The organism is Streptomyces sp. NBC_00846, from assembly GCF_045207325.1.
GTDB lineage: Bacteria > Actinomycetota > Actinomycetes > Streptomycetales > Streptomycetaceae > Streptomyces.
Genome location: NZ_CP108846.1, coordinates 1,683,718 through 1,709,280 on the forward strand (window position 1 = coordinate 1,683,718; position 25,563 = coordinate 1,709,280).

Genomic DNA, 25,563 nt, shown 5'->3' on the forward strand with positions numbered 1-25,563 from the left:
TCCGGCTCAGCCGGCCAGGCAGGACGGCCCGAGCAGCACCTTCAGGTCACCGAAGAGCGCCGGGTCGGGCTTCACCCGGTGCCGGTCGAGCCTGAGCACCGTCGTCTTGCGGGGGCCCTGGAGTTTGATCCGTACCTCGGTGTCGCCGCGGTGGTTGCTGAGGACCTCGCCGAGGCGGCTGACCATCGGTGGGGTGATCTTGACGGTGGGGATGGTCAGGACCACGGGGGCGTTGGTGCCGGCCGACGAGATGTCGGGGACCTGCATCTCCATGGCGACGAGCCGGGGCACGTCCTCGCGCTTGTCGAGGCGTCCCTTGACGAAGACGACGGTGTCCTCGACGAGCTGGGTGGAGACCAGCTGATAGGTGGCGGGGAAGAACATGCACTCGATGGAACCGGCCAGGTCCTCGACGGTGGCGATGGCCCAGGCGTTGCCCTGCTTGGTCATCTTGCGCTGGAGGCCGGAGATGATGCCGCCGACGGTGACGATGGCGCCGTCGGCGTGCTCCCCGCCGGTCAGCTGGGAGATCGAGGAGTCGGCCTTGTCGGACAGGACGTGTTCCAGGCCGAAGAGCGGGTGGTCGGAGACGTACAGGCCGAGCATCTCGCGCTCCTGGGCCAGCAGGTAGGACTTCTCCCACTCGATGTCGGAGAACTCCACGTCGAGCCCGAAGCCCGGCTCGTCGGTCTCCTCCTCGCCCATGCCGCCGAAGAGGTCGAACTGCCCCTCGGCCTCCTTGCGCTTGACCTGCACCACGTTGTCGATCATCGGTTCGTGGTGGGCGACCAGGCCCTTGCGGGTGTGACCCATCTCGTCGAACGCGCCGGCCTTGATCAGCGATTCGACGGTGCGCTTGTTGCAGACGACCGCCTCGACCTTGTCGAGGAAGTCGGGGAAGCTGCCGTACTTCCCCTTCGCCTTGCGGCACCGGATGATCGAGTCGACAACGTTCTGACCCACGTTGCGGACGGCCGTCAGGCCGAAGAGGATCACGTCGTCGCCCTGCGCCGCGAAGTTCGACAGCGACTCGTTCACATTGGGCGGCAGCACCTTGATGCCCATGCGGCGGCACTCGTTGAGATAGACCGCCGACTTGTCCTTGTCGTCCTTGACGGAGGTCAGCAGCGCCGCCATGTACTCGGCGGGGTAGTTCGCCTTCAGGTACGCGGTCCAGTAGGTGACCAGACCGTACGCGGAGGAGTGCGCCTTGTTGAACGCGTATCCGGCGAACGGGACCAGGACGTCCCACAGGGCCTTGATCGCGGCGTCGGAAAATCCCTTCTCCTTGGCCCCCGACTCGAAGAGGACGAAGTTCTTCGCCAGTTCCTCGGGCTTCTTCTTGCCCATCACACGGCGCAGGATGTCGGCTTCGCCGAGCGAGTACCCGGCGACGATCTGGGCGGCCTTCTGCACCTGCTCCTGGTACACGATCAGGCCGTAGGTGAGCCCGAGGACCTCCTTGAGGGGCTCCTCCAGCTCCGGGTGGATCGGGGTGATCTCCTGCCGGCCGTTCTTGCGCTCGGCGTAGTTCGTGTGCGAGTTCATGCCCATCGGGCCCGGCCGGTACAGGGCCGAGACGGCGGAAATGTCCTCGAAGTTGTCGGGCTGCATCTGGCGCAGCAGGGAACGCATCGGCCCGCCGTCGAACTGGAACACGCCGAGCGTGTCACCGCGGCAGAGCATGTCGTACGTCTTCGGGTCGTCCAGCGGGAGGCCGAGCAGGTCCAGCTTGACGCCCTTGTTGGACTCCACCATCTTGACGGCGTCGTCCATGATGGTCAGGTTGCGCAGGCCCAGGAAGTCCATCTTCAGCAGGCCGAGCGACTCGCACTGCGGGTAGTCCCACTGCGTGATGGTGACGCCGTCGGTGTGCCGCACCCAGATCGGGGCGTGGTCGACGATCGGCTCGCTGGACATGATGACGCCCGCGGCGTGCACGCCCATCTGCCGGACCAGGCCCTCGACGCCCTTCGCGGTGTCGATGACCTTCTTCACGTCCGGCTCGTTCTCGTACATCCCCCGGATCTCGCCCGCCTCGTTGTAGCGCGGGTGCTTGGGGTCGGTGATGCCGTTGAGGTCGATGCCCTTGCCGAGGACGTCGGCGGGCATGGCCTTGGTGAGCCGGTCGCCCATCGCGTACGGGTAGCCGAGGACGCGGGCGGAGTCCTTGATGGCGTTCTTCGCCTTGATCTTGCCGTACGTGCCGATCATGGCGACCTTGTCGGCGCCGTACTTCTCCGTCACGTACCTGATCACTTCGACGCGCCGGCGCTCGTCGAAGTCGATGTCGACATCGGGCATGGAGACGCGCTCGGGGTTGAGGAACCGCTCGAAGATCAGTCCGTGCTCGATCGGGTCGAGGTCGGTGATACCCATCGCGTACGCGACGATCGAACCGGCAGCGGAGCCTCGGCCGGGGCCGACCGCGATGCCGTTGTTCTTCGCCCACATGATGAAGTCGGCGACGACGAGGAAGTAGCCCGGGAACCCCATCTGGATGATGATGTCCATCTCGTACTCGACCTGCTTCTGCCGGTCGTCGGGGACACCGCCCGGGAAGCGGCGCTCCATCCCGCGCCGCACCTCCTCCTGGAACCAGGTGATCTCCGTGAAACCGTCCGGGATGTCGAACTTCGGCATCAGGTCGCGCTTCTCGAACATGCCGCTGGTGTCGATCTGCTGCGCGACCAGCAGCGTGTTGGCGCACCCCTCCTGCCAGGCGTCGGAGGAGTCGACGGCGTACATCTCGTCGGCGGTCTTGAGGTAGTAGCCGGTGCCGTCGAAGCGGAAGCGGTCCGGGTCGGAGAGGTTCTTGCCGGTCTGGATGCACAGCAGCGCGTCGTGGGCCGTGGCCTCGTGCGCGTAGGTGTAGTGCGAGTCGTTGGTCACCAGCGGCGGGATGTTCAGCTTCTTGCCGATTTCGAGGAGCCCGTCACGGACCCGGCGCTCGATCTCGATGCCGTGGTCCATCAGCTCCAGGAAGTACTTGCCCTCACCGAAGATGTCCTTGTAGTCGGAGGCCGCCTGGACCGCCTCGTCGAACTGGCCGAGCCGCAGCCGGGTCTGCACCTCGCCCGAGGGACAGCCGGTGGAGGCGATCAGGCCCTCGGACCACTGGGCGATGGTCTCCTTGTCCATCCGCGGCCACTTCTGCAGCCAGCCCTCGGCGTACGCGTCCGAGGAGAGCCGGAAGAGGTTGTGCAGCCCCGTCGCGTTCGACGCCCAGATCGTCTTGTGGGTGTAACCACCCGAACCCGAGACGTCGTCGCGCTTCTGGTGCGGCTGGCCCCACTGGATCTTCCGCTTGTGCTTGCGCGACTCCGGGGCGACGTACGCCTCGATCCCGATGATCGGCGTCACGCCCGCCTTCTGCGCCGAATGGAAGAAGTCGTAGGCACCGTGCAGGTTGCCGTGGTCGGTCATCGCGATGTGGGACATGCCCATCTCATTGCACGCGTTGAACATGTCCTTGAGCCGCGCAGCACCGTCCAGCAGGGAGTACTGGGTGTGGACGTGAAGGTGCGTGAAGGGCGGCTTGGTCACGGCGCTGTGCCTCCGGGAAAACGGGCGATGACGGACTGGGGGGACAGCGTGGAAGTCTACGTCGCGACACCGACACTCCGCGGCCTGTCACTCAGCCGCGCACCGTCGAAAACTATGAGCTTGCCGAGATCACAGACGCAGCGGTCAGCAGCCTCCGCCCTCGCACGTGGGCGTGGCGGCGAGCCGACCACGGCACGGACCTGGCAGCCGACCAGGTGACTTCCACGCTCCTCGGGAGACCGCACATTCCAGGCGTCCCGCATCGACTGTGCGGCCCCGCGCGATCGACGCGGCGGGCGGCGGACGAGGAGGGCTTCGCCGGGGTGCTGGTGGACTTCGCGCACAGCTACGGCGCCCGGGCTCGTGCCGACCACCAGACCTTTGTGGATCTTTTCCGCAACGGCCGCATCCCGGGACTGCAGGGCTGCGCACGCGACCGGGGCCCCTTTAGGGGGCGCTTACAGGTTCGCATGCGACACTCCTCAACGATGGACATATCCGGGACGCAGCTCAGAGTCGTTCGCGCGGCGCTTTTCACAGCGCTCGTCGTGACGCTCTCGGCCGGGTCCCATGTACTGCTCTCCCAGGTCTCGCTGCCGCTGACCGTCGTCGCCCTGCTGGCCGGCCTGGTCTTCGCCGTGGCGTACGCGCTGGCCGGCCGGGAGCGCGGCTTCGGGGCGATCGCCGGGCTGCTGGTCCCACTGGAACTGGCCGCCGACACCGTGTTCACCACCGGCCAGCACCTCTGTTACGGCGCGGCGGGCGGCCCGATAGCGGGGCCGCTGCGCTCGGTCGGTGTCGATGTGCTGTGCGGCGGCGGTGACCTCGGCGCCGGTGCGGCACGGGCCGCCGATGTCGGCACCCCGCTCGCCTCGGTGACCGGCACCGGACATACGGCGGCCGCGCTGCTGGCCTCCCCCGGCCCCGCGGTGCCGTGGCTGCTGCTGGCCGCCCATGTGACGGTCGGGCTGGTCGCCGCGGCCTGGCTCCGGCGCGGCGAGTCCGCGCTCGTCGGCCTGCTGGGCGCCGTCGCCGTCCTGGCGTTCCGGCCGCTGCTGACCGCGGTCGCCGTGGTGGGTACGGCCCGCCGCTCCGTACACCGCAGGGTGCGTCCCGCCGGACACGGTCCGCACCTGCTCGTCCACATCCGCCTGCTCGTGCACTCCGTGGGACGGAGGGGACCGCCGCGCTCGGCCTGCGCCATCGCCTGAGCACGCCCATCCCCGACGACGTACCACCCACATCCAGGAGAGACGAACATGAGCAATCGCAACAGCCAGGCCAACAAGTCGGCGGCCCGCGAGCGTCTGCGCGCCGAGCGCGAGCGCCAGGCCAAGAAGGACAAGACCCGCAGGCAGATCCTCGTCGGCGTCTCGATCGTCGGCGTGCTGGCGATCGCGGGCGCCGTCGGCTGGGGTGTCATGCAGATGAACAAGCCGTCCCAGTGGGAGGCGGCCAAGGACGCGAAGAACGTCACGGCGCCCAGGAACACCTCGGGCAAGGACGGCACGACCGTCGTCATCGGCAAGCCGACCGCCAAGAAGACCCTGGAGCTGTACGAGGACTCGCGCTGCCCGATCTGCGGCACGTTCGAGCAGGCCATCGGCGAGACGGTGCACAAGGACGTCGACGCCGGAAAGTACAAGATCAAGTACATCGGTGCCACGTTCATCGACGACATGAGCAACGGCGAGGGCTCGAAGAACGCGCTGAGCGCCCTCGGCGCGGCGCTCAATGTCAGCCCGGAGGCCTTCCTCGACTACAAGTACGCGCTCTACTCCACGAAGTACCACCCGGAGGAGACCGACGACAAGTTCAAGGACGACGCGTATCTGATCAAGATCGCCGACTCGGTGGATTCACTGAAGGGCAACAAGGCGTTCCAGAAGGACGTCGAGGACGGTACGTACGACAGCTGGGCGATGAAGATGTCCGCGGCGTTCGAAAAGAGCGGCGTGAGGGGCACTCCGACGCTGAAGATGGACGGCAAGGCGCTCACCGACGGAAAGAGCGAGAACGCTCCGATGACGGTGGACGACTTCACCACCGCGATCGACGCCGCGCTGAAGGGCTGACCGCCTTCCCGGTCCAGGCCGGGCGGCGAACCCCCGGCAGCGGGTCTCCGACGGGCAGGCGAACTTCCTTGGTTCGCCTGCCCGTCGGGCTTAACGCTCAGCAGGGTCCTGCCCCATGACCGGTCGACACCTCTCCTCGCCGCTGTCCGCCCCCCAGCCGCCGCACGGTCGTCAAGGCCGCCAACCGCCATGTGAAGCGGGCCGACATGGACTCGCACGGCTACGGCGTCCTCGATGTGACCACCGAGCGCTCGCAGATGGACTACTACGCCGTCTCCGACAAAACGAAGCGGGACCCGACCTCCGCGTGGACGCGCTCGCACCGGACGCTCAGCGGGACGCAGAAGGTCGAGCGGGTGGACCGTCCGGTGCACTGAGGGGCTGTTCTCGGCCACTCCGGCCCGTGTTGACGGCACATTACATCGCTACGGCGGGTGGTGTGTCCCCCGACTCCAATGGGGACACACCACCCGCCGGGGTAACGCGGCACGTTACGTGGGCGTCTCAAACTCTGGAACGTGCAGAATTATTTATTCCCGTTTCCCCGTTTTGCCCCACGACCGATTGGGCTTGATCGACCCTCCTCAGCATCTGACATGTGCACGTAATCTCCCGGCGGCGGGCGAGGAAATCCCTCCCCCCACACGTCCGCGAGGAGTCCCTGTGCGCACTCTTGCCCGTATATCACCGCGTATACGTAACCGTGCGATCGGCACCGCTGTTCTGGCCGGAACCCTGGCCCTGGCACCGCTCTCCGCGTCCTCCGGCTCCGCCGTCGCGAAGTCGTCCACCTCCTCGGCATCCACTGCCTCAGCCGTCTCCGCCGCAACCGCCGCATCCGCCGAGAAGTGCGCGAGCGAGGCGAGCACCTCCGCCACCGCGCGCGAGGCCCGCCCCTCGGGCACCAAGCACGCCGCGGACCCCAACGAACTCACCGCGGCCCAGGCCAAGGCCATGGACACCCAGCTGAAGGAGAGACTCGCGGACCGCCGGCTCAGCGGCTCCACGCTCGCCGCGGGCGCCACCATCCCGGTGTACTTCCACGTGGTGCACTCCGGAACGACCGGCAAGCTCAGCGCGTCCGCCATCAACAGCCAGATCAGCGTCCTGAACGCCGCCTACAGCGGCCAGGGCAGCGGCAACACCAACTCCGGCTTCCGGTTCTCGCTGGCCGGCACGGACTACACGGACAACGGCTCCTGGTACAACGGCGTCTCGCCGGGCTCCGCCGCCGAGAAGGCCATGAAGTCGGCGCTGCGCAAGGGCGGCGCGAACGCGCTCAACCTCTACACCGCCAACCTCGGCGGCGGTCTGCTGGGCTGGGCCACCTTCCCCAGCTCCTACAAGTCCAACCCGTCGGACGACGGCGTCGTCATGCTCGATGCCTCGCTGCCCGGCGGCTCGGCCACCAACTACAACGAGGGCGACACCGCCACCCATGAGGTCGGCCACTGGATGGGGCTCTACCACACCTTCCAGGGCGGCTGCAACGGCAACGGCGACTACGTAGCCGACACTCCGGCCGAGGCGAGCCCCGCGTACGCCTGCCCGACCGGGCGCGACACCTGCACCAGCAAGGCCGGGGTCGACCCGATCCACAACTTCATGGACTACACGTACGACTCCTGCATGACCCAGTTCACTCCGGGTCAGGTGCAGCGGATGAGCGACAGCTGGACCGCCTACCGCGGCTGATCCACCCCGTACCGCTCCAAGGGCCCCGCTCGGTGCGGGGTCCTTGGCGCGTTCGCGGTCACAGCGTGGCGAGGAAACCCAGCGCGACCTTCCACGCCAGCGCGGCCGATGCCGAGTCGTGGTCCGGCAGTTCGGGATCGGTGAACAGATGGCCGGCGCCGGGGTAGCGGTAGATCTCGACATCGGCGCCGGTCCGCTGCATCTGCAGATACCAGGAGTTCAGCCAGTCGTGCGTCTCGAACGGGTCCGGGTCCGCGACATGCAGCTGTACGGGCAGCTCGTCCACCGAGGCGTTCTCGGCGATGTCCGAGGTGCCGTGGAACATCAGCAGACCGCGCGCCTTCTCGTCGCCGAGCGCCAGGGTCTGCGCGGTGGAGGCGCCGAAGGAGAATCCGGCGTACACCAGACCCCGGTCCGAGTAGGGCGCGGCGGCCAGCACGGCCCGCCTGAGCAGTTCGTCCTTGCCCACCTCCTCCTTGAAGGCCAGGCCCTCCTCGACGGATTCGAAGGTGTGCCCCTCGAAGAGATCGGGCACCTGCACCTCGTGCCCGGCGGCACGCAGCCGTGCGGCGGCCGCGTGCACCGCCGGGCGCAGACCGTACGTCGAGTGGAAAAGCATGATGTTCATGAGGCCCATGGTGCCAGTTACGGTCGGAAGCATGGAGAACGACGGAATGGAGAGCGTGCTGCGTCCGCTGATCGTCGTCGGCGGCTCGGTCGTGATCACGCTGCTGGCCGGCTGGCTGGTCGACCTGCTGCTCAGACGGACCGACGGCCGGCACCACGAGACGCCGTTGTGGGGTCTGCTGCGGCACTGCCGGATACCGCTTCAGCTGACGCTGTGCGCGGCGCTGCTGCGGGGCACGTACACCCAGAGCCGGCTCGATATGGTCAGGGACCACCGGGCGGGGATCGGCCAGTTCCTGACGCTGGTGCTGATCGGAGCGTCTGCCTGGCTGGTGGTGCGGATCGCGACGGCCGTCGTCGACTCCGTCTACGCCCGGTACGCGGCGAGCACCCGCGATCCGGCGCGGGTGCGGCGGGTCCGTACGCAGGTGATGCTGATCCAGCGGGTGGTCACCGCGATCGTGGCGACGGTCGCCGTCGGCGCGATGCTGCTGACGTTCCCCGCGATGCGGACGTTCGGCGCCTCGATGCTGGCCTCGGCCGGTGTGCTGGGCATCGTCGCGGGCATCGCGGCCCAGTCGACGCTCGGCAATCTCTTCGCGGGGCTGCAGATCGCGTTCGGCGACATGGTACGGATCGGCGACACGGTGGTGGTGGACGGCGAGTGGGGCACGATCGAGGAGATCACCCTGACCTTCCTCGCGGTACGGACCTGGGACGAGCGGCGGATCACGATGCCCGTCTCGTACTTCACCAGCAAACCGTTCGAGAACTGGTCGCGGGGCGGCGCGCAGATGACCGGCTCGGTCTTCTTCCACCTCGACCACTCGGCCCCGGTCGCCGCGATGCGCGAGCAGCTGCGGGACATCCTGGGCGAGTGCGCCGCCTGGGACGGCCGTAACTGGTCCCTGGCGGTCACGGACACCACACCGTCGACGATCCAGGTCCGCGCGGTGGTCACGGCCAAGGACGCGGACGACATCTGGACGGTGCGCTGTGCCGTGCGGGAGCAGCTCATCGGCTGGCTGCGCGATCACCACCCGTACGCGCTGCCGCGGATCGCGACGGCTCCCGCGGTACTTCCGCCGGGCGGTGAGTGGCCCAACTCGCCCCACCCCACGGACGAGAAGCCGACGGGCTGGGACAAGTCGCCCCGCACGGGACGCGGCTGACCGCCCGGCGGGGCGCCGCCCGATGGGGCGCCGCCCGATGGGGCGCCGCCTCACCGCAGGCTGCGTACGTCCAGCTGCCGCAGCACCCGGTCGACGACCTCCGGGTCCGTACCCGCCTCGTTGCGGGCGGAGAGCACCTCGTGGCGGGCGGCCGACATCATTTCGCGCTGGACACGGCTGATCGCCTTGAAGCGCTCGGCGCGTTTCGCGTACGCCTCGCGGCGCTCGTCGTCGACCATGTCGGGGCTGATCCGCGCCCCCACGTCGTACGCGAGCCGATGCAGCCGCTCCGCGACCTCCTCCGGGAACTCTTCGACCTCCTGGATCTCCTTGAGCCGCTGCTTCGCGGCCTTCGCGGCGCGGATCGCGAGGTCCTTCTCCAGCGTCTCCTCGGCGTCCGTGTCCGCCCGGACACGGAGCTTGCGGACCAGCCACGGCAGAGTGAGTCCTTGGAGGACCAGCGTGACCATGATCACCGCGAAGGCGATGAAGACGATCTCGTCACGGCCCGGGAACGGCTTCCCGTCGTCCGTCTTCAGCGGAATCGCGAGTGCCAGCGCGACCGAGGCCACTCCGCGCATCCCGGCCCACCACATGACGACGGTCTCCCGCCAGCTGGTCGGGATCTCCTCGCTGACGTCGCGCCGGGTGTGCAGCCGCTTGGCGAGCCAGGTCGCGGGCAGCAGATACAGCAGCCGTACGCCGACGACGACCGCTACGACGGCCAGTCCCCGGCCGAGCATCTGGAGCTCGCGACCGCCGGCTGCGCCGAAGACGTTGTGCAGTTCGAGACCGATCAGCCCGAACGCGACCCCGGTGACGAGGGTGTCGACGATCTCCCAGAAGGAACGGCCGGTGAGCCGGCCGAGGACGTCGTCGGCGTCGGCGGTGTGCTCGGCGAGGAAGAGCGCGGTGGTGAGGACGGCGAGGACGCCCGACCCCATCAGCTCCTCCGCGAGCACGTAACTCACGAACGGCACCAGCAGGGTGAGGCCGACCTGGAGCGTTGCATCGCCGAGCAGGCCCATGAGCTTGATGGTGAGTCAGCCGAGCACGAGACCCACCACCACGGCGACGACCGCGGAGAGGATCAGCAGCCCGAGCGCCACGTAGTACAGCACGATCACGGTCACGTCGTTGAACAGCCCCTCGCCTTCCAGGATGGAGACGAGCCTGCGCGGCAGCCCGACCGAGCCCGCGACGGCCGTCGCGGCGACCGGGTCGGGCGGGGCGACGAGCGCGCCGAGCGCCACGGCGGCGGCGATCGGGAGCCCGGGAACGATCGCGTTGGCCACCGCGGCGACGGCGGCCGTCGTGATGAAGACCAGCGCGACGGCCAGCAGAAAGATCGGTCGTTTATTGGCGGCGAACTGCCGCCAGGAGGTGCGCTGCACCGAGGCGTAGAGCAGCGGCGGCAGCAGCGCGGGAAGAGTGATCTCGGGCGGGATGTTCACATTCGGCACGAAGCTGAGGAACGCCATGCCGACTCCGGCGAGCGTCATCAGCACTGGCGCGGGCAGTCCGAGACGCTCCCCCAGTGGCACCGTGACCAAGGCTCCGAGCAACAGCAGGAGGAGCAGGGCCATTTGCTCCACGAGGTGCCTTCCGGAACACGGTGAGCCGGCCTCTTTGGCCGGCCGACCTGGGCTTCAAGCCTGCCACGCAAGGCCCGCAATCCAGACAACACCCGCTCTATATCGCCTCCCTGAGCAACCATTCCTCCGATGTCTATGCCGTCACCCTTCCGTAACCTCCCCGCGGCAGGCAGTATGCGGCGTGCGTCATTCAGGGAGGACTACACGCCCACCCCGGACCCGCGCGTCGGCGACGGCTCGTCGAGCAGCCGCTGCTCGCGGGCGGCGGCTGGACCACCGCCTGGCGCGAGCGGCGCGAAGGCGCCGGCCGGCTGCTCGCCGCACACCTCGTGTACCGCTTCCCCGGCCAGGTTTCCCGGGCGACGACCGACGTGCTACGAGCCGTGGACCGCACCCTCACCACCGACCCCGACCGGCTGGTGGACGCGTCGATCGCGTCGCGGTGCGTCCAGGGCGCCTTCCTCGTGGACGCGGACCGCTCCGGCGGTGCCACGCGCTGGGTACGGGTGCACAGCGAGGCGGGCGTCCCGCTGACCCCGGACCACTCCATCACGAGCGGGATCGACGTACAGGACGCGCACGGACGCCCGCTGCGCCGACGGCATACCGGTCCCGGCCGGATCACGGTCGCTCTGCCGCGCGGTGGCACGGCGGTGGTCACCCCGCACGGCACGCGCCACCAAGGGACGGTCCCGCGCGACGTGCCGTCGAACGGGACGTGGACGCGCTGGGGCCTGCCGGACTGAACCGGTCCGCCCGGCTCCACGGGTACGGCCGTCGGCTACAGGGCGCGCCGCATCGCCCGGTGCGCGATCCCCGCGTCCGGGAACTCGGGGCCGTACGCCGCGTACCCGAGCCGCTCGTAGAAGCCGAGCGCATGGGTCTGGGCGTGCAGGTCGACGGCCGCCAGGCCGAGGTCCCGGGCCGCGTCCTCGATGGCCCGGACCAGCGCCACGCCGACGCCGAGACCGCGCGCCCGCTTGATCACCGCCAGCCGGCCGAGCGAGCCGACGGTGGGATCGCCACCGGTCCTGTCGGCTGCGGCGGGGCCGTGCAGCAGCCGCCCGGTGCCGAGCGGCGAACCGTCCGCCGCGACGGCGATCACATGCACCGCGTCCGCGTCGTGGGTGTCGTACTCGATCTCCTCGGGCACGTTCTGCTCACCGACGAAGACGTCCTTGCGGACCTGGAAACAGGCGGCGCGGTCCTGCTCGTCGACGACGGTACGGGTGGTGTACGGAGCGGGCGTGCCGGTCATTCGCTCTCCGCCGCGATCGTGTCCAGGGCGTGCTGGAGGTCGTCCGGGTACACGCTGGCGAACTCCACCCAGCCGCCGTCGGACGGGTGCTCGAAGCCGAGCCGGACGGCGTGCAGCCACTGCCGCGTCAGGCCGAGCCGCTTGGCGATCGTCGGGTCGGCGCCGTAGGTGAGGTCACCGACGCAGGGGTGCCGGTGCGCGGACATGTGCACCCGGATCTGGTGCGTGCGGCCCGTCTCCAGCTTGATGTCCAGGAGGCTGGCGGAGCGGTAGGCCTCGATGAGGTCGTAGTGCGTCACGGAGGGCTTGCCCTCGGCCGTGACGGCCCACTTGTAGTCGTGTTGGGGGTGGCGCCCGATGGGGGCGTCGATGGTGCCGCTCATCGGGTCCGGGTGGCCCTGCACCAGCGCGTGGTACTTCTTCTCGACGACCCGGTCGCGGAACTGCGCCTTCAGCAGGGTGTAGGCCCGCTCGGACTTGGCGACGACCATCAGGCCGGAGGTGCCGACGTCGAGGCGGTGGACGATGCCCTGGCGCTCGGCGGCGCCGGACGTCGAGATCCGGTACCCGGCCGCGGCGAGACCGCCGATGACGGTCGTGCCGGTCCAGCCGGGGCTCGGGTGGGCGGCGACCCCGACCGGCTTCACGATCACGACGATGTCGTCGTCGTCGTGCACGATCTCCATGCCCTCGACGGGCTCGGCGACGATCTGCACCGGAGCGGCCGCCTGCGGCATCTCGACTTCCAGCCAGGCACCGCCCCGTACCCGCTCGGACTTCCCGACCACCGCACCGTCCACCTGTACCTTCCCGGCAGCGGCCAGGTCGGCGGCCTTGGTGCGGGAGAAACCGAACATCCGGGAAATGGCGGCGTCGACACGCTCGCCTTCCAGACCGTCGGGTACGGGCAGGGTGCGGACCTCGGGATACGTACTCACCTGTCGAGTATGCCTTGCGCCCGCTAGTCCTTGTGCACGGTGCCGTCGGGGTCCAGGCCCTTGAAGGAAAGGATCACGATCAGGATGCCGCCGCAGACGATCGCGGAGTCGGCGAGGTTGAAGACGGCGAAGTGCGCGGGCGCGATGAAGTCCACCACCGCGCCCTGGAAGGTGCCGGGAGCGCGGAAGATGCGGTCGGTGAGGTTGCCGAGCGCACCGCCGAGCAGCAGGCCGAGCGCGATGGCCCACGGCAGGCTGTAGAGCTTGCGGGCGAGACGTGCGATCACCACGATGACCGTCGCCGCGATGAAGGTGAAGATGATCGTGTAGGCCTCGCCGATTCCGAACGCGGCGCCCGCGTTACGGATCGCGTCGAGCCTCAGCCAGTCGCCGATGATCTCGACCGGCGGGTGGTGCTCCAGCTTCGCGACCACGATCATCTTGCTGATCAGGTCGAGCAGATAGGCGAAGACGGCCACGCCGAAGAGCACCATGATCTTCCGCTTGCCCCTGCTGAGGGCCGTCTCCTCGCCCCGGCCCTCGACCTCGTCCCCTTCGGTCCCCTCAGCATCGGGGATGTCCGGCGTACCGATGATGCGCTCCGCCTCTGCCACGTGAATCCCTCAACCTAGGTTCCTGACTGAGGACGAGGGTACGACACACGGCCCCGGATCAACCGCGACGCTCCTGCTTCTGTTTGTCCTCGACGCAGAGCGTCGCCCGGGGGAACGCCTGCATCCGTGCCTTGCCGATCGGATTGCCGCAGATCTCGCACAGTCCGTACGTCCCGGCGTCGAGGCGGGCCAGCGCCCGCTCGGTCTGGTCGAGCATCTCCTGGGCGTTGGCGGCGAGCGACATCTCGTGCTCGCGGGTGATGTTCTTGGTGCCGGTGTCCGCCTCGTCGTCACCCGCCCCGTCGCCGGAGTCACGCATCAGCCCGGCGAGCGCGGCACCCGCTGCCTCCAGCTCACTGCGCAGCCGCATGATCTCGCTGCTCAGCAGAGCCCGGGCCTCCTCGACCTCCTGCGGCGTCCAGGGATCCTCGCCCGGCCGGACCGCCAGCTCGCCGGGGGCTGTCGTGACGACTCCACGGGTCGGGGGCACGGGCGCCGCGCCCTTGCCGGCCGTGCGGGTCCGGGCCGCGCTCTTCTTGGCTACCACCGTGTGGGCTCCCGTCTGCTCGGCGGCCTCGGCCGCCACCATGGCCGCCGCGGCCTTCTTGGCCGCGGTCTTCTTCGCAGCTGTCTTCTTGGCCGGCTCCGTGTGCCCGGCGCCCACGTGTGCGGCGGGCACCGCCTTCTTCCTGGCTGCGGTCTTCTTCTCCGCGTCCTTGCCGGTCGGGGCCTTCCTTGCCGGCACCTTCTTCTCAGCCACTTTCTTCACAGCAGCCCTCTTCACAGCAGCCTTCTTCGCCGCCTTCTTCACGGCCGTTTCCGTCACGGCCGTCTTCTTTCCGGCCGCCGCACCCGTGGATTCCGCCGACGCCGACTTCTTCTCGGCAGTCTTCTTCACCACCATGGCCGCGGCCCCTTCACATATTGTGATCTTGCACGCGAATCGTGCTGGGACGATAAATCGACCCCAGCGCCGCGGCAACGGGGCACGCCGCCGGATCGCCCCTCCCCGTGTCCGATGCCGACGCGCCTGAATCCGTTGTGCCCAGCTCCGCGCCGGGTAATCCGCCTCCGGCCGCCCGCCCGGAGTCCGTACGTACGCGTCTGCCCAATCGGGTCACGCCCCGCCCCACGGGTTAAACCGGTCGGCCGTCGCCCGTACGGGCCCGTACACTGGCCTGAGCGAGAGGCGTGGATGGGACGAGTAGCGTCGTACGCAGCCAGGAGCGACCCGGGGACGGTGGAAGCCCGGGGGCGAGCGCGTCGTGAAGATCACCCGGAGCCGTCGGAAGAACGCCGCAGGGCAAGTAGAACCGGCATCGCGACCCCAATGAGGGGGTCACGGGCACATGCCCGGGGCCAAGGAGGGTGGTACCGCGGGAGTCGATGAGGCTCTCGTCCCTCCGACGGAAGTGGAAAACGTCCGCCGGAGGAAGTCCGCCCATGACATCGCCGCAGTACCGCCAGGTACCCGCCCAGGTCGACCTGCCCGCGCTGGAGCACGCCGTGCTCGATTTCTGGCGCGAGAGCAAGGTCTTCGCCAAGAGCCTCGAACAGTCCGAGGGCCGCCCCGAGTGGGTCTTCTACGAGGGCCCGCCCACCGCCAACGGCATGCCCGGCGCCCACCACATCGAGGCCCGCGTCTTCAAGGACGTCTTCCCCCGCTTCCGCACCATGCAGGGCTACCACGTCGGCCGCAAGGCCGGCTGGGACTGCCACGGACTGCCGGTCGAGCTCGCGGTCGAGAAGGAGCTGGGCTTCAACGGCAAGAAGGACATCGAGGCGTACGGCATCGCCGAGTTCAACGCCAAGTGCCGCGAGTCCGTGACCCGGCACACCGACGCGTTCACCGAGCTCACGACCCGGATGGGCTACTGGGTCGACCTCGACGACGCGTACCGCACGATGGACCCCGAGTACGTCGAGTCGGTGTGGTGGTCGCTGAAGGAGATCTTCAACAAGGGCCTGCTGGTCCAGGACCACCGCGTCGCCCCTTGGTGCCCCCGCTGCGGCACCGGCCTCTCCGACCACGAGCTGGCGCAGGGGTACGAGACGGTCGTCGACCCGTCGGTCTTCGTCCGCTTCCCCCTCACCTCGGGCCCGCTGGCCGGTGACGCCTCGCTCCTCGTCTGGACGACCACACCCTGGACCCTGGTCTCCAACACCGCCGTCGCCGCGCACCCCGACGTCACCTATGTCGTCGCGACGAACGGCGAGGAGAAGCTCGTCGTCGCGCAGCCGCTCGTCGAGAAGGCGCTGGGCGAGGGCTGGGAGCCCACCGGCCAGACCTTCACCGGCCGCGAGATGGAGCGCTGGACGTACGAGCGCCCGTTCACCCTCGTGGACTTCCCGGCCGAGGCGCACTACGTCGTCAACGCCGAGTACGTGACGACCGAGGACGGTACGGGTCTGGTCCACCAGTCCCCCGCCTTCGGCGCCGACGACCTCGTCGTCTGCAAGGCGTACGGCCTGCCGGTCGTGAACCCGGTCCGCCCCGACGGCACCTTCGAGGAGGACCTGCCGCTGGTCGGCGGCGTCTTCTTCAAGAAGGCCGACGAAGCGCTCACCGAGGACCTGGCCGCCCGCGGCAAGCTCTTCCGGCACGTCCCGTACGAGCACAGCTACCCGCACTGCTGGCGCTGCCACACCGCGCTCCTCTACTACGCGCAGCCGTCCTGGTACATCCGTACGACCGCCATCAAGGGCCGGCTCCTCGAAGAGAACGAGAAGACGAACTGGTTCCCGGACTCGGTCAAGCACGGCCGCTTCGGTGACTGGCTGAACAACAACGTCGACTGGGCACTGTCCCGCAACCGCTACTGGGGCACCCCGCTGCCGATCTGGCGCTGCGAGGACAGCCACCTCACCTGCGTCGGCTCGCGCGCCGAGCTCAGCGGGCTCACCGGCACCGACCTCTCCGGTCTCGACCCGCACCGCCCGTTCATCGACGAGATCACGTTCACGTGCTCGCACGAGAACTGCCAGCTGGAGGCGTACCGCGTCCCCGAGGTCATCGACGCCTGGTACGACTCGGGCTCGATGCCGTTCGCGCAGTGGGGCTACCCGTACAAGAACAAGGAGATCTTCGAGAGCCGCTACCCGGCGCAGTTCATCTCGGAGGCCATCGACCAGACCCGCGGCTGGTTCTACACGCTGATGGCGGTCGGCACGCTGGTCTTCGACAAGTCGTCGTACGAGAACGTGGTCTGCCTGGGCCACATCCTCGCCGAGGACGGCCGCAAGATGTCCAAGCACCTCGGGAACATCCTGCAGCCGATCCCCCTCATGGATCAGCACGGCGCGGACGCGGTGCGCTGGTTCATGGCGGCGGGCGGCTCCCCGTGGGCGGCGCGCCGCGTCGGCCACACCACGATCCAGGAGGTCGTCCGCAAGACCCTCCTGACGTACTGGAACACGGTCGCCTTCCAGGCCCTGTACGCCCGTACCTCCGGCTGGGCGCCGTCCGCGGCCGATCCGGCCCCGGCGGACCGCACGGTCCTGGACCGCTGGCTGCTGAGCGAACTGAACGCCCTGGTGGACCAGGTCACGCAGGCTCTGGAGGGGTACGACACCCAGCGCGCCGGCAAGCTGCTGTCGTCGTTCGTCGACGACCTGTCCAACTGGTACGTACGCCGCTCGCGCCGCCGCTTCTGGCAGGGCGACAAGGCGGCGCTGCGCACGCTGCACGAGGTCGTCGAGACGGTGACCCGGCTGATGGCCCCGCTCACCCCGTTCATCACCGAGCGGGTCTGGCAGGACCTGGTCGTTCCGGTCGCTCCGGACGCCCCCGAGTCGGTCCACCTCTCCGGCTGGCCCAAGGCCGACCTCGCGGCGATCGACCCGGCGCTCTCCACCCGGATGGCGCTGGTGCGCCGCCTGGTCGAGCTGGGCCGGGCTACCCGTGCCGAGTCGGGCGTCAAGACCCGTCAGCCGCTGTCCCGCGCCCTGGTCGCGGCGGCGGGCTTCGAGTCCCTCTCCCCCGAGCTGCACGCCCAGATCACGGAGGAGCTGAACGTCTCCTCGCTGGCCTCGCTCTCCGAAGTCGGCGGCTCGCTGGTCGACACGACCGCGAAGGCGAACTTCCGGGCGCTCGGCAAGCGGTTCGGCAAGGGTGTCCAGGCGGTGGCCAAGGCGGTCGCGAACGCCGACGCAGCGGCCCTGTCGCTGGCCCTGCGCGAGGGCACGGCGTCGGTCGAGGTGGACGGCGAGACGGTCACCCTCTCCCCCGACGAGGTGATCATCACCGAGACGCCGCGCGAGGGCTGGTCGGTGGCGTCCGACTCGGGCGCGACGGTCGCCCTGGACCTGGAGATCACCCCGGAGCTGCGCCGTGCGGGCCTCGCCCGTGACGCGATCCGCCTCATCCAGGAGGCCCGCAAGAACAGCGGCCTGGACGTCGCGGACCGCATCGCCGTCCGCTGGACGTCGGCCTCCCCCGCCACGGTGGAGGCCCTGACCGAGCACGCGACCCTGATCGCGGACGAGGTCCTGGCCCTGGACTACGCACAAGGAGAGGCGGACGCGGCGTACGGCGCCCCGTTCGAGGACGAGGGCCTGGCCCTGACGTTCCGCCTGCGCAAGACGGAGCAGTAGCCCAAGCCCCTCGGAGGCCCGCCCGGAACCCACGTTCCGGGCGGGCCTCCGGCACATCCGAACCCCTCCGCGATGGAAACAGTCCCGCCTCAGGCGCGCGCCACGCCCACACCCACCCACGGCAAAAGGGCCGGGCCCCGGGGAAACCCCGGGGCCCGGCCCTCAGCCTGCCGACGGCTACGCGCTCACCGCGCGCACGCGTCTCAGTTGTCGTCCTCGTCGATCAGGAACCCACGCATCGGCGAAGGAGCCTGCTGCATCGGCTGCGGCGCCTGCGGCCGCACCGGTGCCATCGGCTGGGTCATCGCCGGCGACATCTGCTGCTGGCCACCGTACGAGGGGCCACCGCCCATCGACGGGTTGCCGCCCATCGGCTGGCTGCCGTGACCTCCGTGGTTGCCGCCGCCCATGGTGTGACCCATGGCACCCGCACCGGCCGGAGCCAGCGAGGGCGACGGCGGCAGGGAAGCGGTCGCCGGGGTCCGCGGCGGGGCCAGCGAGTCGTCGGCCTGGGTCTCCAGCTGACGCAGCTGGCTCTCCAGGTAGGACTTCAGCCTGGTCCGGTACTCGCGCTCGAAGCCGCGCAGGTCCTCGACCTTGCGCTCCAGCGTCGCGCGGGCCGACTCCAGCGAGCCCATCGCCACGCGGTGCTTCTCCTGCGCGTCCCGCTCCAGCGCGTCCGCCTTGGCACGTGCGTCGCGCTCCAGGCCCTCGGCACGGCTGCGCGCCTCGCCGACGATCTTGTTGGCCTCGGAACGGGCCTCCGCGATCGCCTGGTCGGCGGTCTGCTGCGCGAGCGAGAGGACACGGGCGGCGCTGTCGCCGCCGGGGCCCTGACCGGGCTGCTGCATCTGCGGCGGCTGCTGCATCTGCGGCGGCTGCTGCATCTGCGGCGGCTGCTGCATCTGCTGCATCTGCTGCTGCGGGGCGTGACCGCCCATGGGGCCGCCCATCGGGCCACCCATGGGACCGCCCTGCATCGGACCGGGGCCGTGCGGGCCCTGCGGACCGGGGCCGTGCTGGCCCTGGGGACCGGGACCATGACCGCTGGGACCGGCGGGCAGCTGCGGAGCACCACCAGGCAGCTGGGGCGGACCCATCTGCGGGGGCTGCTGCTGGACCGGCGGACCCGATATGGCGGCGGGCACAGGCGCCCCGGGCCGGTCCTGCGGCTCCGGCTTGCGCATCCCCTGCTGCTGGTTCTGCGCGGCTGCACGCGTGGCGGCGGCCAGCTTGGCGCGCAGGTCCTCGTTCTCACGGAGCAGGCGGGTCAGCTCGGACTCGACCTCGTCGAGGAAGGCATCGACCTCGTCCTCGTCATAGCCTTCTCGGAGGCGGACGGTCGTGAACTGCTTGTTCCGCACGTCCTCGGGGGTCAGCGGCATCTCTTCTTCACCTCTACGTAGTCGTCGGCAGTCGGCAAGACCGTATCGCTCACAGCCTGGTCACAATGCTGATCAGGATGTAGACGATGATCATCAGAACGAAGAAGGACAGGTCGAGTGCCACGCCCCCGAGACGCAGCGGCGGGATGAACCGCCGCAGAAGCTTGAGCGGTGGATCCGTGACAGTGTAGGTGGCCTCAAGTATGACCACCATCGGCTTGCCGGGCTGCCATGAACGTGCGAACTGGAAGACGTAGTCCATGACCAGCCGGAAGATCAGCACGATGAGGAAACACATCAACGCGATATAGACAACTTGCAGTACGACGCCCATTTCGCGCTTCCCTCTCCCCTGACTCTCGTAGCTCCGGCCTTACGGCCGGGTTGTTCCCGGTGTCGCGTTCTCAGCTCTGGTTGAAGAATCCGCCCTCAGCGATGCGGGCCTTGTCCTCCGCCGTGACATCGACGTTAGCAGGCGACAACAGGAACACCTTCTGCGTCACGCGCTCAATGCTGCCATGGAGACCGAAGACGAGTCCTGCGGCAAAGTCGACAAGTCGCTTCGCGTCCGTATCGTCCATCTCCGTGAGATTCATGATCACCGGAGTGCCCTCACGGAAGTGTTCCCCGATGGTACGGGCCTCGTTGTAGGTCCTGGGGTGCAGCGTGGTGATGCGGTAGGGCTCCCGCTCGGACACAACCTTGGGCATGATCACCGGCGCGTTCTTCTCCATGTTCGGGCGTTCAGGTGTGATGGATGCCACGGGGGCGATTCGGGCGGGTCGCTCCCTTTCCGCCGGGATCTGAACCGGTTCCCGCTGCGCGGGAGGCTGCACCACTCGCACCGGCTCGTCCCGTTCCCGGTCCCGCTCCACCTGATGCGCGGGCTGATGCCGCCGCCGGTCGCGCTCGGGCTCCGGCTCGGGTTCGAATTCGTCGTCGGGGTCGAACCCCGGACCGTCGTACCCATCGTCCTCCACGAGGCCGAGGTAGACCGCCATCTTGCGCATCGCGCCGGCCATGCTCTGAGTCCTCCGCTCTGTGGTGGATCGGCATCTGTCACCAAGTGCCCCGCGATCCACTGAGGCCTGCCCGCCATAGGCGGGAATGACCATATTTTCTGCTGTGGTCCGACCTGCTTGGCGACGTTACCCGAGCCTCGGTCGGACTCCGAGTACCGCCGTACCGACGCGCACATGTGTCGCTCCGGCCGCAACGGCATCCTCGAGGTCCGCGCTCATCCCCGCGGAGACCATGTTCGCAGCCGGATGGTTCCCGCGCAGGCGGGATGAGAATTCCATCAGCCGGTCGAAGGCGGCGCGTTGCCGTCCCGCATACGGTCCGGCGAGCGGCGCGACGGTCATCAGACCGCCGAGCCGCAGTCCGGGCGCGGCTTCGACCGCCGCGGCCAACTCCTCGATCCCGTCCGGCGCGACGCCGCCCCGGTCACCCCGCTCACCGCTCTCCGCGTCGAGCGCGACCTGGATGAGACAGCCGAGTTCGCGCCCTTCGCGCACGGCCGCCGCCGAGAGAGCCGTGACCAATTTGGTCCGATCCACCGACTGTACGACGTTTGCGTAACTCGCCACAGAGCGAACCTTATTGGTCTGCAATTGACCGACAAAGTGCCAGGTGAGCGACAGATCCGCACATTCGGCTGCTTTGGGCGCCGCGTCCTGGTCACGATTCTCTGCGACATGACGCACACCGAGTTCATGCAGAATCCGCACATCGCTCGCGGGATAGGTCTTGGTGACCACGATGAGGGTCACTTCTTCCCGATTACGGCCGGCGGCGATACAGGCGGAAGCAATGCGTTCTTCCACCTGTGCCAGATTTTCGGCGAGTTGAGTCTTACGGTCCGTCATGCCCTATCAGTCCAACCAGACATATCCGGCGAGCCGCCCGGTGATGCGGTCGCGGCGGTACGAGAAGTGGTCGCCCGATTCGAGAGTGCAGACCGGCGATGCGAGCCGGTCCTCGACCCCGAGGGCTTCGAGTTGCGCGTGGACCCCCGCGGTGACGTCCACGGCCGGGGTGCCCCAACTGGTCTCGGACCAGGAGGCCGGAACGCTCTCGGCGACCTCGGCACGCATCCGGGACGGGACTTCGTAGCACCGTCCGCAGACCGCCGGTCCGGTACGGGCGACGATCCGGGAGGGTTCGGCGCCCAGTCCGGTCATGGCCTCGACCGTGGCCGGAACGATTCCGGCGACGAGGCCGGGACGGCCCGCGTGCGCGGCCGCCGCGACCCCGGCGACCGGGTCGGCGAGGAGTACGGGGGTGCAGTCGGCGGTGAGCACGGCGAGCGGGAGTCCGCGCCGTGCGGTCACCACCGCGTCCACCGCGGGGATCTCCGAAGCGTCTCCCCACGGGCCGTCGACGACCGCGACGTCCCGCCCGTGCACCTGGTTCATCCAGACGACCTGCGCCGGGTCGAGGCCGAGGGCCCGGGCGGCCCGCTCCCGATTGGCCAGAACGGCGGCGGGGTCGTCTCCGACCGCGCCGCCGAGGTTGAGCTCCTCGTGCGGAGCGGCGCTCACCCCACCCCACCTGTCGGTGAAGGCGAAGTGCGCGCCGCGGCCCCCCGAGGTTACTGAGGACACTGCGGGAACTGCGTGATGCCGACCTATCACTTCAAGAAGTCCGGAACATCCAGCTCCTCGGCCTGGGAGTCCTGGTAGGGACGGGCCGGCGGGATGTGCGGCGGAGTGACCGGCGGCAGGTGGCTCTCGCCGACCGCCGGTACGGGCTCGGCCTGGACCGGGGGCTCCTCGCGCGGGATCACGGAGCCCAGTCCGCCGCTCTGGCGCACGGGCTCGGCGGTCCGGACCGGCGGAGCCGGCTCCTCGCGCTTGGTGGAGTTCGCGCCCAGGACGTTCTCGCGCCGGGCCGGCGGCTGTCCGCCGTCGAAACCCGCCGCGATCACGGTGACGCGGACCTCGTCGCCCAGTGCGTCGTCGATGACCGCACCGAAGATGATGTTCGCCTCGGGGTGAGCCGCCTCACTCACCAGCTGGGCGGCCTCGTTGATCTCGAAGAGACCGAGGTCGCTGCCGCCGGAGATGGAGAGCAGGACACCGCGGGCGCCGTCGATGGACGCCTCCAGGAGCGGCGAGGAGATCGCCATCTCCGCGGCGGCCACGGCACGGTCGTCGCCGCGGGCCGAGCCGATGCCCATGAGTGCCGATCCGGCCTCGGACATGACCGACTTGACGTCGGCGAAGTCGAGGTTGATCAGGCCCGGGGTCGTGATGAGGTCGGTGATGCCCTGGACGCCCGAGAGCAGCACCTGGTCGGCCGACTTGAACGCGTCGAGCACGCTGACCTGGCGGTCCGAGATGGACAGCAGTCGGTCGTTGGGAATGACGATGAGGGTGTCGACCTCTTCGCGGAGCTCGGCGATGCCGTCCTCCGCCTGGTTCGCGCGCCGCCGGCCCTCGAAGGTGAACGGGCGGGTGACCACGCCGATCGTGAGGGCGCCGAGCGAGCGCGCGATGTTGGCGACGACGGGTGCGCCGCCGGTGCCGGTGCCGCCGCCCTCTCCGGCGGTGACGAAGACCATGTCGGCCCCCTTGAGGACCTCCTCGATCTCCTCACGGTGGTCCTCTGCCGCCTTGCGACCGACGGCCGGGTTGGCCCCGGCGCCGAGGCCACGGGTGAGTTCGCGGCCGACGTCGAGCTTGACGTCGGCGTCGCTCATCAACAGGGCTTGCGCATCCGTGTTGATCGCGATGAACTCGACGCCCTTGAGACCGACCTCGATCATTCGGTTGATGGCATTGACACCACCGCCGCCGACACCGATGACCTTGATGACTGCGAGGTAGTTCTGCGGTGCTGCCACGTCGAAGGCCTCTCGCCTCGAGTTACGTGTCGTCGCTGTGCGGGGGTCCCGCCGCGACGACGGATGCCGATTGGGACGGTCCGAAACGCCGACCCAAACCCTAACGTTGAAGTTTAGGGTTACCAGTGTGTCTGCTTCATGGACTCTTCCGAACAGGACACTAAGTCGACAAGTGGCGCACGTTCAACGAACACGCCGAACCTCCCGTTTTTCTTTTCACCCTATGTGATCACCCGTAGCGCTGACCAACCAGGGTGCTGGCCAGGCCAAATGTGCGTCAACTACCGGACACGGCAGGGGCGGTGGGTGCACTCACGTCGAAGTGTCCCGCTTTGGGAGCGGCTTTCATGAGAGCGGTGAGGACTTTCGCCTTCGCCGGCCCGTCTTTGCCACTGCCCCAGATCACCGTGCGACCACGGGTGAGTTCCAGGGAGATCGAGTCGTACGAGGTGACCCGTACGACCCGGGTGTCCTTGGCGATGCCCGCCGGAAGTCCGCCCGCGACCCGGACCGCTTCCCGCACCAGCCGGGCGCTGCCGAAGCGGCGCAGACTTGCCGACCGACCGGGCGCCAATTCAAGCAGAGGCACCTGCCCGGGCGATTTGTCCACCGTCGCGAACCGCACTCCTTTCGCGTCCACTTCGGTAAACTTTGTACCCTTTTTCATCAACAGGACCGGCTGCCGTTCGGTCACCTCGAGTCCGATTCCATGCGGCCATGACCGTACGACATCCACCGAGTCGATACGTGGCAGCTTCCGGCGCAACCGGTCGGCGATGGCATCGGTGTCCACGGAGATCAGGGGAGCGCCGATCGGTACGGCCGCGGCGGCCTTCACCTCGGCCGGTGTCAGCACGTCGAGGCCGGTGATCCTGACCTGTTCGGCCCGGAGCCATGAGGAGCCGTAGAGCGCCCACACGGCGCCGGAGCCGAGCAGGAGGACCAGCGCGCCGATGACGATCAGCTGTCCGCGGCTGGGCCGCCTGCGGCCTTCGGGGTGCGGGCGCGGCGGGCGGGCCGGGGAGTCCTCCTGCTGCGCTGCACCGCGCTGGGCGGTCGTCGGTCCGGCCACGCTCGCTCCTTACGCCGGGTCTGGGGGCACCGCCCCCGGACCCGTCCGCCTCACGCGCCTCGGCGTGCGGCAATCGCCTCGTACACCATGCCGACGAGCAGATCGTCGGCGTCCCTGCGGCCGAACTCGGCGGCGGCGCGGGACATCTCGTACAACCGGTGCGGATCCGCGAGCACCGGCAGGACGTTGCCCTGTACCCACTCGGGGGTGAGCGCCGCGTCATCCACCAGCAGACCGCCGCCGGCATTGACCACCGGCTGGGCGTTGAGCCGCTGTTCGCCGTTGCCGATGGGCAGCGGTACGTAGGCGGCGGGGAGCCCGACGGCGGAGAGTTCGGCGACGGTCATCGCGCCCGCACGGCAGAGCATCATGTCGGCCGCAGCGTACGCGAGGTCCATCCGGTCCACGTACGGTACCGGGATATAGGGCGGCATACCGGGCATGTTGTCGATGCGCGGCAATTCGTTCTTCGGGCCGACCACGTGCAGGATCTGGATCCCGGAGCGCTGCAGCAGCGGGGCGACCCGCTGGACCACCTCGTTGAGATGGCGGGCGCCCTGCGAGCCGCCGGAGACCAGCAGCGTCGGCAGGTTGGGGTCGAGGCCGAAGGCCGCACGCGCCTCGGGACGGACCCGGGCCCGGTCCAGGGTGGCGATGGTCCGGCGCAGCGGGATGCCGATGTAGCGGGCACCGCGCAGCTTGCTGTCGGGGGTGGAGACGGCGACCCCGTGGGCGTACCGGGAACCGATCTTGTTGGCCAGGCCCGGCCGGGCGTTGGCCTCATGGACGACGATCGGCACACCGGCCCGCTTGGCGGCGAGGTAGCCGGGCAGGGCGACGTAGCCGCCGAAGCCGACGACGCAGTCCGCCTTGGTGCGCTCCAGGATCTGCTCAGCGGCCTTGATGGTGCCGCGCAGCCGTCCCGGGACGGTGATCAGTTCCGGGGTGGGCTTGCGTGGCAGCGGCACGGCCGGGATCAGGGCGAGTTCGTACCCCCGCTCGGGTACGAGCCTGGTCTCGAGTCCGCGCTCCGTGCCGAGGGCAGTGATCCCCACGCTCGGGTCCTGCCTGCGCAGGGCGTCCGCGAGGGCAAGCGCGGGCTCGATGTGGCCGGCGGTCCCCCCACCGGCGAGTACGACATGCACC

The 25,563-nt window shown here is 69.1% G+C and carries 20 protein-coding genes and 2 pseudogenes; 7 read left to right on the plus strand and 15 right to left on the minus strand.

Going from position 1 to position 25,563, the window contains the following annotated elements:
* Positions 1-6: 6 nt before the first annotated feature.
* Entirely contained in the window at positions 7-3,546 is a 3,540-nt protein-coding gene (gene dnaE / locus OG936_RS07810; protein ID WP_406493456.1) for a DNA polymerase III subunit alpha, read from the minus strand.
* Positions 3,547-4,034: 488 nt separating this feature from the next.
* On the opposite strand from dnaE, the gene OG936_RS07815 reads away from it, so the two are divergent.
* The 4 genes and pseudogenes from OG936_RS07815 to OG936_RS07830 all read left to right on the plus strand — a co-directional run bounded on the left by OG936_RS07815 (position 4,035) and on the right by OG936_RS07830 (position 7,316).
* Complete coding sequence (locus OG936_RS07815) at positions 4,035-4,757, plus strand: hypothetical protein (RefSeq protein WP_406493457.1); 723 nt, start codon at positions 4,035-4,037, stop codon at positions 4,755-4,757.
* A 48-nt stretch (positions 4,758-4,805) separates the two neighbouring features.
* Complete coding sequence (locus tag OG936_RS07820) at positions 4,806-5,621, plus strand: DsbA family protein (protein WP_406493458.1); 816 nt, start codon at positions 4,806-4,808, stop codon at positions 5,619-5,621.
* Between the two features lie 164 nt (positions 5,622-5,785).
* A pseudogene (locus tag OG936_RS07825) lies at positions 5,786-5,998 on the plus strand (alkaline phosphatase); the annotation flags it as partial.
* Between the two features lie 286 nt (positions 5,999-6,284).
* Positions 6,285-7,316 carry a zinc metalloprotease gene (locus OG936_RS07830; protein ID WP_406493460.1) on the plus strand — a complete coding sequence of 344 codons (1,032 nt, stop codon included), beginning with the start codon at positions 6,285-6,287 and terminating at the stop codon, positions 7,314-7,316.
* Between the two features lie 58 nt (positions 7,317-7,374).
* On the opposite strand, the gene OG936_RS07835 is transcribed toward OG936_RS07830, so the two are convergent.
* Positions 7,375-7,953, minus strand: coding sequence for a dienelactone hydrolase family protein (locus OG936_RS07835; RefSeq protein WP_406500354.1), 579 nt, complete (start codon positions 7,951-7,953; stop codon positions 7,375-7,377).
* A 37-nt stretch (positions 7,954-7,990) separates the two neighbouring features.
* Here OG936_RS07835 and OG936_RS07840 point away from each other — a divergent pair, with 37 nt between their 5' ends.
* A complete protein-coding gene (locus tag OG936_RS07840; RefSeq protein WP_406500355.1) occupies positions 7,991-9,115 on the plus strand; it encodes a mechanosensitive ion channel family protein in 1,125 nt (374 codons plus the stop codon).
* Between the two features lie 50 nt (positions 9,116-9,165).
* Here the strand turns inward: OG936_RS07840 and OG936_RS07845 are convergent.
* Positions 9,166-10,710 (minus strand): annotated as a pseudogene (locus OG936_RS07845) (Na+/H+ antiporter).
* Positions 10,711-11,093: 383 nt separating this feature from the next.
* Here OG936_RS07845 and OG936_RS07850 point away from each other — a divergent pair.
* Complete coding sequence (locus OG936_RS07850) at positions 11,094-11,456, plus strand: hypothetical protein (RefSeq protein WP_406493461.1); 363 nt, start codon at positions 11,094-11,096, stop codon at positions 11,454-11,456.
* A gap of 35 nt (positions 11,457-11,491) precedes the next feature.
* Here the strand turns inward: OG936_RS07850 and OG936_RS07855 are convergent, their stop codons facing one another.
* Genes OG936_RS07855 through OG936_RS07870 form a run of 4 tightly spaced genes read right to left on the minus strand, consistent with a single transcriptional unit; the run spans position 11,492 to position 14,424 of the window.
* The gene (locus OG936_RS07855) at positions 11,492-11,968 is read right to left on the minus strand and encodes a GNAT family N-acetyltransferase (protein WP_406493463.1); all 477 of its coding nucleotides are present in this window, start codon (positions 11,966-11,968) and stop codon (positions 11,492-11,494) included.
* Positions 11,965-12,906, minus strand: coding sequence for an RluA family pseudouridine synthase (locus OG936_RS07860; protein WP_383750180.1), 942 nt, complete (start codon positions 12,904-12,906; stop codon positions 11,965-11,967). The genes OG936_RS07855 and OG936_RS07860 overlap by 4 nt, the downstream gene beginning before the upstream one ends.
* Positions 12,907-12,929: 23 nt before the next feature.
* The gene (lspA, locus tag OG936_RS07865; RefSeq protein WP_406493465.1) at positions 12,930-13,520 is read right to left on the minus strand and encodes a signal peptidase II; all 591 of its coding nucleotides are present in this window, start codon (positions 13,518-13,520) and stop codon (positions 12,930-12,932) included.
* A gap of 58 nt (positions 13,521-13,578) precedes the next feature.
* The gene (locus tag OG936_RS07870; RefSeq protein ID WP_406493466.1) at positions 13,579-14,424 is read right to left on the minus strand and encodes a TraR/DksA family transcriptional regulator; all 846 of its coding nucleotides are present in this window, start codon (positions 14,422-14,424) and stop codon (positions 13,579-13,581) included.
* Positions 14,425-14,963: 539 nt separating this feature from the next.
* On the opposite strand from OG936_RS07870, the gene ileS reads away from it, so the two are divergent.
* Entirely contained in the window at positions 14,964-18,113 is a 3,150-nt protein-coding gene (ileS, locus tag OG936_RS07875; protein WP_406493468.1) for an isoleucine--tRNA ligase, read from the plus strand.
* Between the two features lie 203 nt (positions 18,114-18,316).
* Here ileS and OG936_RS07880 read toward each other — a convergent pair whose 3' ends face one another.
* The 8 genes from OG936_RS07880 to murG form a co-directional block, all read right to left on the minus strand.
* Positions 18,317-19,498: a DivIVA domain-containing protein gene (locus OG936_RS07880; protein ID WP_406493470.1), complete on the minus strand. Its 1,182-nt coding sequence runs from the start codon at positions 19,496-19,498 to the stop codon at positions 18,317-18,319.
* A 49-nt stretch (positions 19,499-19,547) separates the two neighbouring features.
* Positions 19,548-19,832, minus strand: a complete 285-nt coding sequence (locus tag OG936_RS07885; protein WP_266745652.1) for a YggT family protein — start codon at positions 19,830-19,832, stop codon at positions 19,548-19,550.
* A 70-nt stretch (positions 19,833-19,902) separates the two neighbouring features.
* Positions 19,903-20,520: a cell division protein SepF gene (locus OG936_RS07890; RefSeq protein ID WP_114244064.1), complete on the minus strand. Its 618-nt coding sequence runs from the start codon at positions 20,518-20,520 to the stop codon at positions 19,903-19,905.
* A gap of 126 nt (positions 20,521-20,646) precedes the next feature.
* On the minus strand, positions 20,647-21,366 hold the full coding sequence (locus OG936_RS07895; protein ID WP_406493471.1) for a YggS family pyridoxal phosphate-dependent enzyme: 720 nt from the start codon (positions 21,364-21,366) through the stop codon (positions 20,647-20,649).
* Between the two features lie 6 nt (positions 21,367-21,372).
* A complete protein-coding gene (gene pgeF, locus OG936_RS07900) occupies positions 21,373-22,134 on the minus strand; it encodes a peptidoglycan editing factor PgeF (protein WP_406493472.1) in 762 nt (253 codons plus the stop codon).
* A complete protein-coding gene (gene ftsZ, locus OG936_RS07905) occupies positions 22,131-23,345 on the minus strand; it encodes a cell division protein FtsZ (protein ID WP_406493473.1) in 1,215 nt (404 codons plus the stop codon). The genes pgeF and ftsZ overlap by 4 nt, the downstream gene beginning before the upstream one ends.
* Positions 23,346-23,622: 277 nt before the next feature.
* Positions 23,623-24,417 carry a cell division protein FtsQ/DivIB gene (locus tag OG936_RS07910; protein ID WP_406493475.1) on the minus strand — a complete coding sequence of 265 codons (795 nt, stop codon included), beginning with the start codon at positions 24,415-24,417 and terminating at the stop codon, positions 23,623-23,625.
* Positions 24,418-24,467: 50 nt separating this feature from the next.
* The gene (gene murG, locus OG936_RS07915; RefSeq protein WP_266745657.1) at positions 24,468-25,562 is read right to left on the minus strand and encodes an undecaprenyldiphospho-muramoylpentapeptide beta-N-acetylglucosaminyltransferase; all 1,095 of its coding nucleotides are present in this window, start codon (positions 25,560-25,562) and stop codon (positions 24,468-24,470) included.
* Position 25,563: the final 1 nt, after the last annotated feature.

What these genes read in the sequence shown, in the direction of transcription:
- OG936_RS07855 (WP_406493463.1), bottom strand. Translation starts at nt 11,968, where the DNA reads ATGACCGGCACGCCCGCTCCGTACACCACCCGTACCGTCGTCGACGAG.
- OG936_RS07890 (WP_114244064.1), bottom strand. Translation starts at nt 20,520, where the DNA reads ATGGCCGGCGCGATGCGCAAGATGGCGGTCTACCTCGGCCTCGTGGAG.
- OG936_RS07885 (WP_266745652.1), bottom strand. Translation starts at nt 19,832, where the DNA reads ATGGGCGTCGTACTGCAAGTTGTCTATATCGCGTTGATGTGTTTCCTC.
- ileS (WP_406493468.1), top strand. Translation starts at nt 14,964, where the DNA reads ATGACATCGCCGCAGTACCGCCAGGTACCCGCCCAGGTCGACCTGCCC.
- OG936_RS07835 (WP_406500354.1), bottom strand. Translation starts at nt 7,953, where the DNA reads ATGGGCCTCATGAACATCATGCTTTTCCACTCGACGTACGGTCTGCGC.
- OG936_RS07870 (WP_406493466.1), bottom strand. Translation starts at nt 14,424, where the DNA reads ATGGTGGTGAAGAAGACTGCCGAGAAGAAGTCGGCGTCGGCGGAATCC.
- OG936_RS07820 (WP_406493458.1), top strand. Translation starts at nt 4,806, where the DNA reads ATGAGCAATCGCAACAGCCAGGCCAACAAGTCGGCGGCCCGCGAGCGT.
- OG936_RS07840 (WP_406500355.1), top strand. Translation starts at nt 7,991, where the DNA reads ATGGAGAGCGTGCTGCGTCCGCTGATCGTCGTCGGCGGCTCGGTCGTG.
- OG936_RS07880 (WP_406493470.1), bottom strand. Translation starts at nt 19,498, where the DNA reads ATGCCGCTGACCCCCGAGGACGTGCGGAACAAGCAGTTCACGACCGTC.
- OG936_RS07815 (WP_406493457.1), top strand. Translation starts at nt 4,035, where the DNA reads ATGGACATATCCGGGACGCAGCTCAGAGTCGTTCGCGCGGCGCTTTTC.
- OG936_RS07895 (WP_406493471.1), bottom strand. Translation starts at nt 21,366, where the DNA reads ATGACGGACCGTAAGACTCAACTCGCCGAAAATCTGGCACAGGTGGAA.